Source organism: Candidatus Rokuibacteriota bacterium, assembly GCA_016209385.1.
Lineage (GTDB): Bacteria > Methylomirabilota > Methylomirabilia > Rokubacteriales > CSP1-6 > JACQWB01.
Window position 1 is genome coordinate 1 of the sequence record JACQWB010000144.1, and the last position, 15433, is coordinate 15433.

Annotated in this window: 16 protein-coding genes and 1 tRNA gene; 1 reads left to right on the forward strand and 16 read right to left on the reverse strand. The window is 65.6% G+C overall.

Annotated features, from left to right (window positions below; all coding sequences use genetic code 11):
* Together HY726_10030 and HY726_10035 are read right to left on the reverse strand one after the other, a co-directional pair.
* On the reverse strand, positions 1 to 205 hold a 205-nt coding region (locus HY726_10030; protein ID MBI4609339.1), incomplete at its 3' end, for a hypothetical protein.
* A 211-nt stretch (positions 206 to 416) separates the two neighbouring features.
* A tRNA-Arg gene (locus HY726_10035) sits at positions 417 to 493 on the reverse strand.
* 409 nt (positions 494 to 902) lie between these two features.
* Here HY726_10035 and HY726_10040 point away from each other — a divergent pair.
* Positions 903 to 2075 carry a glycosyltransferase family 4 protein gene (locus HY726_10040; protein ID MBI4609340.1) on the forward strand — a complete coding sequence of 391 codons (1173 nt, stop codon included), beginning with the start codon at positions 903 to 905 and terminating at the stop codon, positions 2073 to 2075.
* A 27-nt stretch (positions 2076 to 2102) separates the two neighbouring features.
* On the opposite strand, the gene HY726_10045 is transcribed toward HY726_10040, so the two are convergent.
* From HY726_10045 to HY726_10110, 14 genes are all read right to left on the reverse strand, one after another.
* Complete coding sequence (locus tag HY726_10045) at positions 2103 to 2945, reverse strand: class I SAM-dependent methyltransferase (protein ID MBI4609341.1); 843 nt, start codon at positions 2943 to 2945, stop codon at positions 2103 to 2105.
* On the reverse strand, positions 2927 to 3823 hold the full coding sequence (gene rfbD / locus HY726_10050) for a dTDP-4-dehydrorhamnose reductase (GenBank protein ID MBI4609342.1): 897 nt from the start codon (positions 3821 to 3823) through the stop codon (positions 2927 to 2929). Before rfbD ends, HY726_10045 begins: the two co-directional genes overlap by 19 nt.
* On the reverse strand, positions 3820 to 4677 hold the full coding sequence (locus HY726_10055; GenBank protein MBI4609343.1) for a polysaccharide deacetylase family protein: 858 nt from the start codon (positions 4675 to 4677) through the stop codon (positions 3820 to 3822). Before HY726_10055 ends, rfbD begins: the two co-directional genes overlap by 4 nt.
* A 98-nt stretch (positions 4678 to 4775) precedes the next feature.
* Positions 4776 to 5843, reverse strand: coding sequence for a GNAT family N-acetyltransferase (locus tag HY726_10060; protein MBI4609344.1), 1068 nt, complete (start codon positions 5841 to 5843; stop codon positions 4776 to 4778).
* Between the two features lie 10 nt (positions 5844 to 5853).
* Positions 5854 to 6096, reverse strand: coding sequence for an acyl carrier protein (locus HY726_10065; GenBank protein ID MBI4609345.1), 243 nt, complete (start codon positions 6094 to 6096; stop codon positions 5854 to 5856).
* On the reverse strand, positions 6096 to 7778 hold the full coding sequence (locus HY726_10070; protein ID MBI4609346.1) for an HAD-IIIC family phosphatase: 1683 nt from the start codon (positions 7776 to 7778) through the stop codon (positions 6096 to 6098). Before HY726_10070 ends, HY726_10065 begins: the two co-directional genes overlap by 1 nt.
* A gap of 40 nt (positions 7779 to 7818) precedes the next feature.
* The gene (locus tag HY726_10075; GenBank protein ID MBI4609347.1) at positions 7819 to 8592 is read right to left on the reverse strand and encodes an SDR family oxidoreductase; all 774 of its coding nucleotides are present in this window, start codon (positions 8590 to 8592) and stop codon (positions 7819 to 7821) included.
* A gap of 2 nt (positions 8593 to 8594) precedes the next feature.
* Positions 8595 to 8981, reverse strand: coding sequence for a MaoC family dehydratase (locus tag HY726_10080; GenBank protein ID MBI4609348.1), 387 nt, complete (start codon positions 8979 to 8981; stop codon positions 8595 to 8597).
* A gap of 85 nt (positions 8982 to 9066) precedes the next feature.
* Complete coding sequence (locus HY726_10085) at positions 9067 to 10041, reverse strand: flippase-like domain-containing protein (GenBank protein MBI4609349.1); 975 nt, start codon at positions 10039 to 10041, stop codon at positions 9067 to 9069.
* A 21-nt stretch (positions 10042 to 10062) separates the two neighbouring features.
* The gene (locus tag HY726_10090; protein ID MBI4609350.1) at positions 10063 to 10971 is read right to left on the reverse strand and encodes a glycosyltransferase; all 909 of its coding nucleotides are present in this window, start codon (positions 10969 to 10971) and stop codon (positions 10063 to 10065) included.
* A gap of 55 nt (positions 10972 to 11026) precedes the next feature.
* Positions 11027 to 11962: an SDR family oxidoreductase gene (locus HY726_10095; protein ID MBI4609351.1), complete on the reverse strand. Its 936-nt coding sequence runs from the start codon at positions 11960 to 11962 to the stop codon at positions 11027 to 11029.
* 33 nt (positions 11963 to 11995) lie between these two features.
* Positions 11996 to 13003, reverse strand: coding sequence for a phosphotransferase (locus HY726_10100; protein ID MBI4609352.1), 1008 nt, complete (start codon positions 13001 to 13003; stop codon positions 11996 to 11998).
* 831 nt (positions 13004 to 13834) lie between these two features.
* The gene (locus HY726_10105; protein ID MBI4609353.1) at positions 13835 to 14695 is read right to left on the reverse strand and encodes a glycosyltransferase family 2 protein; all 861 of its coding nucleotides are present in this window, start codon (positions 14693 to 14695) and stop codon (positions 13835 to 13837) included.
* A gap of 23 nt (positions 14696 to 14718) precedes the next feature.
* Positions 14719 to 15433: radical SAM protein (locus HY726_10110; GenBank protein MBI4609354.1), on the reverse strand; the 715-nt coding region annotated here is incomplete at its 5' end.

Here is a 15433-nt window from a genome sequence, read left to right on the forward strand (position 1 = left end):
GCATGGCGCGGAATGAGGTCTTGCGCTGGTCGAAAAGCTTGACGGAGTAGCCGCATTGGCTGAGGTAGCTTCCGACGAAAAAGATCGAATAGGGAATGTCGACGCTGATGAAGTCGAGCTCGATGGTCTTGGGGAAGATCAGGACGACTTCCGGCTTACCCCGATCACTGCGCGCCGGACTCGCCGACATCGATACGCTCTTCATCAGGTCCCGGCCCTTCTCGTCAGAAGATGTACATGTATAGCCGAAACCCCTCGATTTGTCAAACGAAATGGGCCCCAGGCTCTACATCGGGCCCTCATCATATCCCTTGTGGCCCGGAGCATGGAACGCCCGCTTCTTCGCATGGATCGGGGCATCCCGGCCGGGGGCATGGACCGGCATCCTGAGCCACCCGGAACGGTCCAGAAAGAGATGGCGCGCCTGGAGGGAGTCGAACCCCCGACCTACGGATTCGTAGTCCGGCGCTCTATCCAGCTGAGCTACAGGCGCACCTTTCCATAATACTTAGCCGGCAGATCTCGGTCAATCCTTTGTCCTCCCCACTTAAGGTGGGCAACACCGTGGGACGTTTCATCCAGATCTCGGACACCTGGACAGCGGCGGAACCGCCAGGTGTTCCTCCACGATCTCGATGGCTGCTTCAACACCCAGGGCCTTCCGCTGGTCGGCCTGGACCAGACGACGGGGGGCCAGATGCACGCCAGCGCGGCAATCGCCCAGGCCCTGCAATTCCGGCGACGCACGGCCGAAGCTACCAGGAAGCTCCTCCTGCAAGACCTGGGACGCCTCCTGTCTCTCAGATCTCGAAACTTGGCGAGGAATCCGCGATGAAGCAACTTGACAGAGCCGCTCCGCGTCCATCTTAATGGGAATAATGCGGAGCAAGGACGAATGCGGGGTGATGATGGTGATTGGCGCGTACCACCCCGAGGTGAGCGGCGGGGCGGCGCAATGCCGGACTCTCGTGCGTGCCCTTAGTGGTCGAGTCCGCTTCGTGATCATGGCCACGACCCACGAGCCTCAGAACCTCTGCATGGACCGCGTTGATGGGGTCCCGGTGGAGCGTGTGCTGATCCGGCTCAAACGCCCCTGGGAAAAGCTCGCGGCGCTGCCCCGAATGCTCCGGATCTTTGCGCGATACCGGAGTGCCACCGACATCGTCCACCTCCATGGCCTTTCCCAGAAGATCCTCCTGTTCCTGATCCTGGCCAAAGCCTGCCGCAAGCCGACGCTGATCCTTCTGACATCGGCCGGGGCCGATGATCCCCTGACCCTCCGGGGCCGCTTCGATGGATGGATCTGGTGTCGGGCACTCGCCTTCGCTGACCGTGTGGTGAGCCTGAGTCCCGCCCTCACCGCCCGTTACCTCGCTGCCGGGATGCCGACCGAGCGCCTGGCTGTGATCCCCAACGGCGTGGACACAGGACGGTTCCGTCCCCCCCGGGATCCCGGGGAGGTACGGTCCCTGCGGCTGAAGCTCGGCCTGCCCGAGGATCGTCCCGTGCTCACCTACGTCGGGCACTTCTCCCGCGAGAAAGGAAGTGGCACCCTGCTGGAGGCCTGGAAGCAGGTCCGGGCCGAGGGCCATCGTTCCACCCTCCTGCTCATCGGCGCCACCGTACCCGGGCACTACGAGGTGGACCCCTCCCTGGTCTGCTGGATCCGTGGTGAGGTCCGGCGGCTCGGGGCCGAGGATGAGGTGCGATTTGTCGAGCGGACCCCGGAGATCGAGCAGTACCTGCGGGCTTCCGATCTCTTCGTCCTTTCTTCCCTGCGTGAGGGGCTCCCCAACGCCCTCCTCGAGGCCATGGCCACAGGGCTACCCTGCCTGGCCTCGCGGCTGCCGGGGATCACGGACTGGGTGATCGACAACGGAGTCAACGGGTTGCTCTTCACGCCAGGAGAGAAGGAGGAGCTGGCGAAGGGTCTCCGGGAACTCCTTGCTGACCCTCGACTCCGGAAGGAACTGGGACGCGCCGCGCGCTGGACCATCGAGGAGCGGTTCCCCATCGAGCACGTGGCCGAGCAGTACCTGGCGCTCTACCGGGAGGTCCTCGGCGCGCGGGGTTGAGGCCGGCAAAGGTTGGGCCGTCGGCGTTCAGCTGCCCCGCTTCCTGGCTGCAATCATGCAAGTACGGGCAAGCCACCCGCTCAGCCAGACGGGGAGGGTCTTCGCGAGCCATCGGGCAAGCCGGGAGAGCCTCTGGATCTGCCAGTTTCTGGCCAGTGGGCAGAGGAACCCGAGCCATCGGATCTCCTGGAGCCCGAACCCCATCCTCTCCATCTCCGCTGCTATCCGAGGGACCAGGTACTCCCTCACCCGCAGGCCAGGCTGTCTCAGCAGGCTGGTCGGCGGGACGTAGCGGTCCAGGAGACGGATACGGCGGACCAGCGGACCGAGCACGACCCGCGTCAACCGGTAGCTTAAACCCAGCAGGCTACGCCGGTTGGGAATCGAGACGATGAGCGTTCCGCCAGGCCTCAGCGCGCGGAAGGCCTCTTGCAGGACCAGCCGGTGGTCGGCGACGTAGTCCAGAACCCCCAGGCAGATCACAGCATCCACGCATTGGCCCCGGAGCGGGAGGCGCTCAACGTCTCCCACCACGCAGGCTACTGGCGGCCTCGCTGCTCCCCAAGCACGCTCGAGGTGCCGCTTCGCCTGCCGGATCATCCCCTCCGACAGATCGATGAAGATCCAGCGGAAACCCGCCAGCTCCGGGCCCGCGAAGATGGCCGGACCACACCCGACGTCAGCGATGATTCCACCCGGGAGGGAACCAAGCAGATCACGGGCGGCCCGTCGCCGCTCCCGGAACAGGAAGGAGCGGGCGCCAGTCTCCGTCGGCCCGTAGGCCCCCAAGTAATCCTGCGCTACCTCATCGAAGTACCGGATAACGGGGTCGGCATTCCTGGGGCCGCTGGTCACTCCGCGTCCTGCCACGCGCGTCTCGCCAATTGCAGATAGCGCTTGAGTGAGGTCTGCCATGGAGGCATCTGATCCAGGCCCAGAAGCTCAAGCCGATAGTTCCGCAGCATCTCGGAGCGCGGCCGCGGCGCCGGGAGAGGGAAATGCGCTGAGGACACGGGCGTGATCCGCACCACTTCAGCCCGTCCCAGCTCCTCGGCGATCGCGCGGGCGACCTCGTATCGCGTACAGTAGCCATGGTTGACAGCGTGGTACAACCCGTATCGGCCTGTCCCCACTACGTCGCAGATCGCCTGCGCCAGGTCGAAGGTGAACGTGAGGCTTCCCCACTTGTCGTTCACGACCAGGACTTCATCCTGGCGGAGGATCAGCCTGGCGATCTTGGCCACGAACTTCTTGTCACGCTCAACTCCCCCCACCATCCAGCTCGCCCGGATGATGAAATGCTCTCCCAGGAGGCGTCGTAGCGCCTCCTCGCCCTCCAGCTTTGACCGCCCGTAGACGTTGATCGGGTTCGGGACATCGAACTCGCAATAGGGCTCCAGTTTCAAGCCGTCGAAGACCCAGGCCGTGCTGAGGTAAATCAGGGCGGCCCCCACCTTCCTACAGGCGAGCGCCACGTTCTCGGTCCCGAGCGCGTTGGTTCGGAACGCGTCGTCCGGGTGCAGCTCGCACCGGTCGACGTCGGTCTCCGCCGCGAGGTGGACGACCAGGTCTGGCGCGATCTCCCTGGTCACAGCCATGACGGCGTGGAGATCGCGGACATCCAGACAGACGTCGACTCCTCCGCCCGACTGCCTGCCTGTGGCGATGACCTTGTAGCCGCGGCCCACCAGCTCGGGGCACAACGCCGCCCCCAGCATCCCCGCGGCGCCAGTCACGAAGACCTTCACCGCCCTCTCCCGGCGCCTATCACCTTCCCGGCCGTGAGGCGCCCCGCCCTGCCTCGGGGGCCGGCCCACCACCCCTGTAGCCGCTGATAGAGAGCATACCAGTTGTAGCACCCCCCGCACTGCTTCCCGATCTCACGCCGAGACCCGTCAGTCCAGGAGATCCTCAGCCGCCTGAGTCGCCAGACATCCCCGGGGCGGCGGTTGTGTCCGGCCACCGTCGTGCTCACTGTGGCGAACCCGCACTCCCGGGCGATCCGGGTCGTGGCCTCGCTAAAGGAGCCATAGGAGCCGTATGGGTAGGCGAAATCCGTGACCGCCATCGACAGCCGGTCCTCGATCATCCGCTTGGATTCACCGATCTCAAAGCGTACCTGGTCCAGTGGCAGGCGCGCCAGGTTCCGATGCGTCATGCTGTGGGACCCGAACGTGATGCCATGCCTGAGCATCTCGCGCGCGTGTCGCCACTCCATGGCCGGACCCAGCCGTTCAGGCATCCCCGTGGCGCACCCGCCCCGCTCGATCACCTCCCCGATCAGGAAGGCCGTCGCAGGATATCCGTGTTCCTGGAGGATCGGAAAAGCCTCCGTGTACAGCGACAGGTAGCCGTCGTCGAAGGTGAGCGCGACCACGGTCGAACGCAAGGTCCCCGTTCCCAGCGCAGCCGCTCCCGCCTGCAGGGGCACGACCGGATACCCCAGTTCCCGGAGCCATCCCATCTGCTGCCGGAACAGGGTCCGACTCAGCGCAAGCTGGTCATGGTCCCGGCGGTCGTCGATCGCGTGGTACATGAGGACGATCAGCCCTGGTGCCGGCGGCCGGCCCCCGCCCCTCAGGAGCCTGACGAGGCCGCTCACGCCCCTCCTGATCCTCACGCCACGGGGAACCGCATCGCCCCGCCCCATGGGTATCCGGCGAGCTGCAGAGGCGGCCGCCTGCTCAGGGCTGGCAGGCCCTACAGCCATTGTTCCAGGTCCGAATCACCATGCGTCAGGATCCAGCGTCGGGGTGAGGAGATCCTTTTCAGCACGTCGTCGGGCGCGTGCACGAGGAGTCCGGCGGAGAGGCGAACGGGGAAGAATCCGGCCCTCCGCAGGGCCCTGCCGGTCGAAGGATCCAGGGTCAGCGCCCTGACCAGGTCGACCCCCTCTTGCCTGAATCTGTCGAGAATCGCGTCCAGGAGCGCTCCGACCACTCCGTCCGCTCCCGGATCGCACCCGAGTTCGGCGATGGTGCCGATCCGGAGCGCACCTGTCTCCACTGTACGGTGGACGGCCAGGCCCTTGAGCTCCGTCCCCCTCTCGGCCTCCAGCATCCGGTAGCGCGTAGAAGGATGATCCCGGTACTTCCAGTTGAGATACGCTGCATCACGGCGCGCACCTACCCGTCCCGCCGTGACGGCGCGCCGCCACAGGACCGCCGTCCTCCCATCGAACCCTGTCACCTCGCGGACGCGAATGTCCGTGACGCCCGATCGGGGAAGCTTTGGAAACGGCAGCCGGGGGATCCGTTCCGCCAGGCCCCTCCGGCCGAGGCGCGAGAGCCAGGGCCCGATCAGCCCCCGTAGCCCCATCGGGCGGAGCAGCCATCGGAGGGGCGCGACCTCATGGAATCCAAGCCCTAGCCCTAGCCGGTGCGCATCCCAGGATAGCCCCATCAGCAGGCCCACCGGGCAGGTGCGTCGAAAATGCTCCATCAGGAGCCCGCCGATCCCGCGACGCTGAAGCGTTGCCCGGACCATGAGCATGCTCGACCACGCGCCCGGGGCCTCCTCCGCTCCGACGCTGAGAACGAGCGGCATGCGCCCCATCACGCCCGCGAGCTGACCTGACAGCCACAAACCCCAGAAGAGCGCCTCGCCATCCCGCCGGCAAGGGTTCCGCCCCAGCCACTCCCACAGAAGCGTCAGCCGTTCGGCGACAGCTCGGCCAAACGCCTCAGCGCACAGGGCCAGGACGGAGGCGCGGTCTTCCTCCCCGCAGGGCTTGATGGATTCCACAAAGGCATGGGGGAGAACGAGCACGGCAGTCCCATCAGAACCGCACGCCATGCGCTTCCAGGATCTTCCTGAGATCCGCTATACAGCCTATCCCCACCACCTCCTCGGTCGTCATCTCTGTATCGAAGACGGTTTCGAGGTGCGCCACGAGGAGGAGATGGTTCAGGGAGTCCCATGACGGGACTGTCTTTGGCGAGGATTCGTCGTTGATCTGCTCCGGAGCTACCTTCAGGACCTCGGCCACGGCCTCTCTGAAGCGCCGGTCCATCTCATCCATCACGGCTCCAGCTTGACCCAGGGCGGCACAGGTGGGAGCGGGCGTTGCAGGGGAAGCCGGAACCGGAGCCCCCCTGCCTCCACCGGCTCAAACCCCTGCTGCGGGTAGAAGGCCGCCGCGGGCGCGTTCTTGGCGGTGGGCACAAAGGTCCCCTCCACGGCCTCAGCGCCACCCCTGCGCGCCTCCTCGAGCGCGACCGCGAGCAGGGTCTGCTCCACACCCCGACCGAGTACCCGGCAGCTCATCCAGAAGCCCAGGATCTCCCATGCCCGGCCGCGAGGCGCCAGCAGGCAGAGGCCGACGAGTCCGTTCTCTCCGAACCGATCACGGAGCCAGAGGCCCAGTCCCCGCGAACCGTCCCCCAGCACCCTCCTCAGGTCCGCCTCCGCATAGCGCCCTCCCGTGAGATTGAACTGGTTCGTCCGGAGGGTAAGCTGGCTGGCCCGAGGGAAGTCTGATGCTGTCAGATCGGCGACCCGCGCGCGCATCTCCAGGCGAGCCAGGTATTCCTCCAGGGTCGCCGCCTCTCCGCGAAGATGTGCCCGCTCCCGCTCTGCGTGATAGAACGCCGCACGACCCCGGTCCTCCTCCGTCATGCCCAGGCTCTCCAGCTCATCCAGCTCCTGAAGCGCGCGCGGATACCGGGCCGGGTCGGAGGGCCACTCAGGGGTCAGGACCTCTGGGAGCCGCAGGCGCATGGCCAGCCGTTCAGCGGGATCGTCATCGATGAAGATGAGGCTATCAAGGCCGAGCCGCAGTTCAGTCGCCAGCTCCCGCATGTTGGAGACTTTGTCCTGCCAGTTGATCCGGATCCCGGCGAATTGCTCCTCCCGCAGCACCATGTGCGGGTGCTCGCGGATGGCCTCCATCGCATCGGCCATGTTGTTCCGGCTGTTGATGGCGAGGAGCACCCCCTGCTGGGACAGGTTCGCCAGCGCCTGCTGGAACGCCAGGAACGCGTTGCCGGGAGGCACCGGCCCCAAGGCCAGTCCCCCCACGCCGACCTCCCCCACGACGCCGCCCCAGAGGGTGTTGTCGAGATCCAGGACGATACACTTCCGCACCAGGCCACACAAAGGCTTCAGGTACCGAAGGTGCTCGCGCGCCAGCAGGTTGAGGAATCCAGGCGTCATCTCCAGTGCGCCCAGGAAGTGCATCTTGGGATCCGTCATGCGGTCCTTGCCGTAGCGCGCCGCCACGCCATCGTAGTCGAGCACAAAGGCCTGCGGCACCGGGCGCAGGTGTGCTGCCAGCTCCAGGTTGAAACGGTGAAAAAGCTCTTTCTGACCCGGCGCCTCCCGGAAATCGCGTACCCCGAAGGGGGAGAATGCCGGCACGGGCAGGTTGTGCACCAGGACCATCCCCCCCAGCCGCCTGACGATCTCCGACGCGATCGTGCAGACCTCGCCGAGCAGCTCCCCCAGGCGGGCCTCCCGCTCTCCCGGCGTGAGGCGCGGGAGCTGCCCCCAGAGGTCTGGGGCCAGGAATTCCGGGTGAAGCGCCAGCACGGTGACCTGGGGCGCGAACCGGTAAAGGCCACTCTGGAGGTCGAGGACCTCCTGGTGGGCCTGGCCCAGCTTCCCGACATACATCTCGACGGCGATCCCGGCGTGGTGGCAGCAGTTCCTGACTTCCTCGGCCAGGGGCGAGATCGTGAAGTTGCTCAGGAACGCCACTCGCACCGAAGACCCCTGTGTAGTCACGCGCGCCCGCCCCGTCACCTCAGAGCATCACCTGACCGCCGCAGACCAGGACATTCACCCCCGTCAGGAAAGCAGCGTGCCCTCCGGCGAGGAACAGGATCACCCGAGCCACATCGTCCGGGGTCGCATTCCGTCGCAGGGGGGTCTGACCGGCGACGATCTCTTTCAGCTTCTGCGGCACCCGGGCCGTGAACTCCGTCTCGGTCAGGCCGGGGGAGACCAGGTTCACGGTGATCCCGTGCGGTCCGAGCTCGACGGCGGCCGCCTTCGACAGGCCGACCAGGGCATGCTTGGCAGTGACGTATGGAGCCAGCCGGGGCGGCGGGCTCCCAACAGCGTACACCGTTGCAACATTAATGATGTGCCCCGATCCCCGCGAGACCATGGGCCCGGCGACGGCCTTCATGCACTCGAAGGCCCCCCGCACGCCGACGTCGATCGCTTCCTGAAAGGCGCTCCAGTCCGTCTCCAGGAGGCCGCGGAGGGGGGCGGGGGCCCCTGCGTTGTTCACCAGGATGTCTATTCGGCCGAAGGTTGCGAGGAGCTGTTCCACCATCCGCTCTACTTCTTCCCGCTTCGACACATCGGCCTGGAGCCCCATCGCTCGCCCGCCGCCTGTCTCGATGGCCCTCACCACCGAATCGGCCCCGGCCTGATCCGCCCGGTAGTTCACCCCGACACTTGCCCCGTGGGCCGCCAGGATCCGAGCCGTTGCCGCCCCGATCCCTCGGCTTCCTCCGGTCACCAGCGCCACATGGCCGGCCAGGTCTACCCGTCCCGCGTCCCCTGCCATGATCACTGGCCTTCGCCCCTGGCAACCGGCGTCAGCGCCCCCAACACCTTGATCCTGGCCTGTCCCTCCACCAACAGCTCGCCGCTCTGGGAGATGATCCTGGTCCTGAGGTCGACCACGCCAACGCTCCCATGCACGGCGATGACCTCTCCCTGGACCAGAAGCGTCTCCCCGATCACGGCCGGGCGCTTGAATGCGAGGTCCTGCGTGAGGTACAGGGTCAGCCCCCCGAGCCCCTCCCCAACCAGTCGCGAGAACAGGCCGGCCATAAGCATGCCCTGGATGAGCGGGCCGCCGAAGCCAGCCCGACGGGCGGTCTCCGGATCGAAATGGAGCGGATTGCGATCCCCGGTCAGGCGTGCAAAAGCCTCGACGTCATCCTCGGTCACCCTCCGCTCGAATTGGACCCTCGATCCCTGGACTGGCCATGCCGTCTTCACGCGTCCCTCAAACAACCTCCCCGGGTTCGGGCCATCAGCTGCCACGACTTCCCAGCGAGCTTTCGCGGAGCAGAGAGCGCTCTGAAACGTACCACACCACCAGCCCGAGCAACAAGTTCACGACCGTGATGAGGAGCAGGATGCTCGAGAAGACGACCGCCTCCTCCCAGCTCCGCCCTCCCCGCTCGAAGAGCAGGATCATTGCAGCGTCCCGCGTGCCCAGCCCCAGCACGGAAACTGGCACAATGGAGACCACCGATCCCACCGCCATATAGCCCACCCCATCTGCCCATGTCAGGCCGATCCCGACCCCCCGCGCGAGGCTCCACGACAGGCACCCCGTCAGCACCCACGAGCCCAGTGAGAGCACCGCCACCTCGATCCAAGCCCTCATGGATATCCGCGAGAGGCGTCCCGCCTGCTCGAGGACCGCATCTCCGAGACGCCTGATCGGACTCGTCTGGCGAAGGCCTCGTAGGGGCCGCTCCATGAACCGGTGAGCCGGCGAATAGGCCATCCCCCTGAGCGCACAACCCGCCACCACACACCCCGCCAGGCCGCAAACGATCATCGCCCAGGGACTGACTTCCCCGGGCCTGGAGAGCAGCGCGACCGCAGCCAGCACCAAGAGGACCCACAGGTGAACCCCCCGCTCACTGACGACCGCCAGGACCGCTGCCCCGCCCCGCACCCCCAGTCGGCTCATGTGCAGGGCCCTGGCGAACTCCCCCACGTGACCCGGCGTCAGCATGCCCCAAAACAATCCAATCCACAGACTCGCAAAAGCAACCGGCATGGTCGAACGGCCGCCGAACAGCCGGATGATCTGGTGCCACTGCCACGATCGAACGACGATAAGGCCGACAAACAGGAGCGCCGCCAGCAGCCCGTTCCCCGGCTGGAGCGAACTCATCCGGCGCGCCATCCCGGCCAAGTCCAGCCGCGGCAGGATCATGATCAGAAGCACCAGGCCGACGATGCGCAGGCCATGATGCGTCACCCAACGCACCGGTCCCGCCCCTCCAGGACGTCAGCCCCGGCTCCGCATGCCCCGCAGGAGCCGTAGGCCAGCGCCACCGCCGGTGAGGGAGACCAGGTAGAGCAGGTAGGCCTTCCAGGCCGCCGGGTCGAGCTGCAGGCTCCGCTGCAAGGCCTGCCGGGCCCTCTCAAGGTTGCCGGCCTCAAGGTACACCTGTCCGAGCTGGCGGTGCAGGTCGCCCAAGCGGCGCCTCGCCCGTCGTCCGAGGGCCCCCACGAGATCCGGGAAGTCCCGAGATATCGACTCCAGGATCCAGATCATCTCCGTGAGCGCCACCTCTTGGTTTCTGCTGGTCCCCGTCCCGTCAATCCGATAGGCCGCCAGGGGGGTCCTGACAAACTCCAGTTCGTACCGCGCGGCGACCCTCAGCCAGAGGTCGTAGTCACCGCCGATACGTAGGCGCTCGTTGAAGAGCCCGACCTCCTCCAGACACGACCGCCTTGCGACGACCGTTTGCATCGGAATGAACGACCCCAAGAACAGTTCTCCAAAAGCCCTCCCCCGATGGGGAGAAAAGCGACGAAAAATGGTGTCGGGGAGAAACCGGGAATCACGAAGCAGATAGGTGTCGGAGTAAACGAGGCCTACCTCCGGGCGCCCCTCAAAAAGCGGCAGTTGGGCCGCGAGCTTTCCATCGAGCCAGATGTCATCCTGATCCTGGAACGCGATGAATTCGCCAGAGGAAGCCAGGATCCCGCGATTGCGCGCGTGCGAGTTCCCCCGATTTGGCTGGCGCAGGTAGGTTACGGGGCCTCCTCTGTAGTTTCGGACTACCTCCCCCGTGCCATCGGTCGACCCGTCATCGACGACGATGACCTCCAGTTCCACGCCGGTCTGGCGGAAAACGCTGTCCAGGGCCTCCTGGATGTACAGGGCTCCGTTGTACGCCGGGATGACCACACTCACCAGAGGCATCCTGAGGCACCCTCATCTCCCCCGTGAGGGCGTCAGCCCATCACAGGCCATCGGGATGTCGACAGCCGCTGGCCGGGTCCTGCTCCGACATGCCGTGCAGGCCCTCTCGGAGTCCCAGCGTCCGCAGCCCCAGCTCTCGTTCAAGCTTCTCGGTCGACAGCGAGGTGTTAGGGGGACGAAGGACTAGCTCTGGAAACGCGGGGCTGCCCACCGGGACGATCTTCTCCGGATCCAGCGAGAAGATCTCCGCGACAGCCAGGCCTAGCTCGTAGCGGCTGACAGTATCGCGACCCGCGACGTGAAAGATCCCGGACCTCTCCGCCTCCACCAGCGCCCAGACCGCCTCCGCACACCACCGGCTCGACAGCGGGTTTTCCCGCACATCCGTAACGAGACGGACCTGTTCCCCACCCCTCAACTTCCCGAGAAGCCATGTCACGGGATTCATCCTCGCGCATGGCAGGTGCCATCCATACATCAGGATCGGCCGGACGATCGTGCAGGCCTCCCCAAGGCCCTGAACGATCTTCTCGCACTCCACCTTCATCGCGCCATATCTGTGGATCGGGTTGGTGGGGGCCTCCTCGGCATACGGAGCCGCCGTGCCGTCGAAGACGGCGTTGCTCGAGATGAAGACCAGCCGGGCCCCCCTCGCCTCGCACGCCTCCGCGATGTGGGCGGTCGTCTTCACGTTGGCCTCCCAGGCCTCCCCAGGGTGGCGCTCCACGTAATCCACGACCCCGATGCCGGCCGTGTGAATCACCACGTCCACATCGAACTGGCGGAACAGATGCGCTACCTCCTCCCGCGCCCGCAAATCCACCCGCCCGTATCGCGCCCGGGCATTTTCCACCCGGTGCTCGCGCAGGTGGACCGCGACCACCTCATGGCGGCCCCGGTTCGTTCCCACCAGCGCGTGGCCGAGAAGCCCCGTCCCGCCCGTGATGAGGACCACTCCCGACTTCTTCCCGGCCATGAGATCTCCACCCTCAGTCCCGAGCGGTCTCCCTCACTGCCAGATCCTTCGCTGCAGCTCGAGGGCCACTCGTATGCACGGCACCGACGCGAACAGGAACGTCTCGCGAGCCCGATGCTCGGGTAACTCCGACAGGAGCATCTCCCCAAGGAACTGGGGCAACATAAGGAGGAGCAGCCGGGGATCGAAGCCGGCTTCGCGCGCGTACCCCTCCATCAGGCGAAGCACAAGATCTCCTCCCCCACCCTCCTGCAGGAAAAACCTCCTGAAGCTCTCCTCCTCGGCCATCGTCCCATAGTAGTCCAGGGCGAGCTGGCACGCCAGAAAGAAGAGGTCGCGGAACGGCGGACCACTCGACTGGCAATCCTCCCAGTCCACCACCGCCACCGAGTCCTCTCTCAACAGCACGTTCGCGTGGGTAAAATCCCCGTGAACAGCGCCTATCGGAATCCGGGTTCCCAGAAAGCGCACAGCCCTGCGCGGGAGCTCCTCCAGATCCGGCTCGTATCCCCGGAGCGTACTCGCAAAGCGTTCCATGACCCTCCGCACCGTATCCTTGAAGGCCCGGTCGATGAAGCAATCGTCGATCACGGCCTCGCCGACGTTGGTTTCGGCGTGAAACAGGCTCAACCACTCGAGCGCACATGAGACGAACCGGGATACGCGGTATCTCCTGTACCATTCGTAGTGCCTGAAGGTCCGCCCTCCGAGCGGGCGCCCGAGCACAACCGTCTCGCAAAGGAGCCGACGTCCATTGAGGTCTGCGCACAGGAGAGGCCGGGGGACCGTCGCACGGCACGACCGCAGACGGAGATAAATTGTCGAAAAATTTCGGTACTCCCGATCGATCCCCTCGCGGTATGAAGGGTCGGAGCTGACCTTCACCAGGAAAGACGGAATTTCCCTGTCATTACAGAACACGAGCCATGATACAGAGGATCGGCCTCCCGAGCGCGCTCCCAGCCTCAATAACCTGAGCCTTCGCGGTCGGGGCTCTGTGGAGAGGTCGGGCCAGGAGGCGAGCAGGAATTCCTCAATCATTGATGGACACGGTCCGGCTTTTCGCCGATGACCAAGTACCACGGAGCGATCAGGTACTTGCCCCCGCACCACATCAGAAGGCGAAGCAGCGCTGAGCGGCGCCAGGTTACTGCCGGTGAGACCAGATACTTCAGAAAGAACCAAACAGGTCCTCTGCCCTCCAGGGGAACCAAGGCCTGGTTTCGCCCCAGGTATGGAAATAACCCGTAGGTCTCGCTCCGGCGAAACCCCGCGCTCAACAGCGCAGACCGCGCCCGGGGCCAGACGGGCATTCCGAGTCGAGGCCAGCCAGGCCCCACGAGGGAGAGCTCATTCTCCAAGACGAGGCAGGCCCGACCCCCCGGGCACAACACCCGCCAGACCTCCCCGAGCGGGCCCTCCAGCAAGGTCCGACCGGAGAGCCCTCCCACCCAGAGCACCAGATGGAAGCTGCCGTCCTGAAAAGGAAAAGAGCCCCATGGCTTTGTCCCCTGGCCAGAGCCGTCCTTCCCCGGACCCTCTCGCCTGCCCGCGGGGGGCACCTCTTCTAGCCGTGCAACCCGGCATCCTCGTGTTGACAGCTCCCATGCAAGCCTTGGCGGGATGGGCCCACCAACGGCCAGCACCTGTTGGCCTGCGGGGCCGGGCAGGACGAGCAGCAGGTCATCGAGCACGGCCCCAGGGTCATCTGAGGTCCTGGATTGAACCCTGCCTGCGAGCCCCAGTTCCGTGCCCCCTCTCCTGCGGACGACACGGTCAGACCGCATCGCTGAAGCGCACGATCTTCGGCGCGATCATCCAGCCCAAAAGGCCCGCCCCGTGCGGAGCGAAGCCGGGCCAGCCCGTCACACGTCACCTCCGCTCTCTCCGAAGCAGGGCGATCTGGTCCGCAAGAAGCCCGACCAGGAAGGTCATGCAGCCGATCACGGCCACCACAACGAAGGATTCCTTCACCCGACTGAATATGACCAGGTGATAGCCCAGGAGGACCAGGCTCACGCCGATCAACCCCAGGCTGAGGGGCAGGAAGATCTTCAGGGGGTCGAACAGCATGATCATCCGGAGGATGATGATGAGGAACCGCAGGCCGTCCCGAATCGGCTGGATATGGCTCCGCCCTCGAACCCGCCTCCGGGCCCGCGCCAGGGGCACGTATTTCACCCCGTACCCCGAGCGGAACATGCACAGGGTGATCGTCGTGGGGTAGGAGTACCGATTCGGCAGCAGGTGGAGGAACTCCTCCATGCATGCCCGGCGGATGGCCCTGAAGCCCGAGGTCAGATCGGCGATGGGCATCTCGCTGAGATACCGCGCCACCCTGGTCATACACCAGTTTCCAAACCGCCGCACGGGCGATTCGTCGGATCTCCCCGTCCTCGCCGCGACCACCATATCGTACCGCACCATCTCGTCCAGGAGGCGAGAGATCTCCTCAGGAGGGTGCTGGTTATCCGCATCGAGGAGAACCAGGATCTCCCCCCTGGCTGCCCGGACCCCGGTCTTGATCGCCGCGCCGTTCCCCATGTTGTACGGGTGGCTGATCACCCGGGCCCCCTCGCTCTTCGCCACCTCGGCCGTCCGATCCGTCGATCCGTCGTCCACGACGATCACCTCGAAGCGATCGCTGACCGAGCGGACAGACGCAAGGACCTCTCGGATCTCCCCTTCTTCATTGTAGGCGGGAATGATGACCGTGATCTTCGCTGGATCCATCACACGCAAGCCCGGGACAACCCTCACTGATCACCGCGGACGGTGAAATCAAAGATCTTCGCGCCGGCGATCACCACCCGCTTGAGCTCCCCCAGGGTTGAGATCTTGGCAGCCCTCGAGGCGATGTATCCGGGACGGAGGTAGAATTTCCGATAGGCCCGGCGGATGCTCTGCTCGAGCTCGTTCGGGCTTAGATCGGTATAAAGCTCGTTGAACGGCGCGGTCGTGTGCAGGACCGACAGGTCGATGTCTGCGCCGTCTCCGAGCCTGCCCGTCCGCTCCGCCACCCAGTCGAACAGCGGGGTCCCGGGGTACGGCGTGCAGATCCCGAACGTCGCCGTGCTCGGGCCGATCTCCTTGACGAACTCGATGGTCCGCTGAATGGTCTCCCGGGTGTCTCCGGGCATCCCCAGCATCACGTGGGCATGGGTGTCGATCTCAACCTCCCGTGCCCATCTGAACGTCTCGGCGGTCTCCTCCACCTTGAAGCCCTTCTCGACGCGGTCCAGGATCTCCTGGACCCCCGATTCCACGCCGAACTTTATGAGATGGCAGCCGGCGGCCTTCATCAGCTCCATCGTCGGCTGGTCGATCAGCCCCACCTTCGCGTTGCAGATCCACGTCACGTCCACCCTGTCCTCGATCAGCCTCCGGCAGATCTCCTGCGTACGCTTCCGGTTGACCGTGAAGATCTCGTCCCGGAAATAGACCTCCCTGAACCCGTGGCTGCGGTAGTAC

What these genes read in the sequence shown, in the direction of transcription:
- HY726_10065 (MBI4609345.1), bottom strand. Translation starts at nt 6,096, where the DNA reads ATGGATGAGATGGACCGGCGCTTCAGAGAGGCCGTGGCCGAGGTCCTG.
- HY726_10075 (MBI4609347.1), bottom strand. Translation starts at nt 8,592, where the DNA reads ATGGCAGGGGACGCGGGACGGGTAGACCTGGCCGGCCATGTGGCGCTG.
- HY726_10095 (MBI4609351.1), bottom strand. Translation starts at nt 11,962, where the DNA reads ATGGCCGGGAAGAAGTCGGGAGTGGTCCTCATCACGGGCGGGACGGGG.
- HY726_10100 (MBI4609352.1), bottom strand. Translation starts at nt 13,003, where the DNA reads ATGATTGAGGAATTCCTGCTCGCCTCCTGGCCCGACCTCTCCACAGAG.
- HY726_10105 (MBI4609353.1), bottom strand. Translation starts at nt 14,695, where the DNA reads ATGGATCCAGCGAAGATCACGGTCATCATTCCCGCCTACAATGAAGAA.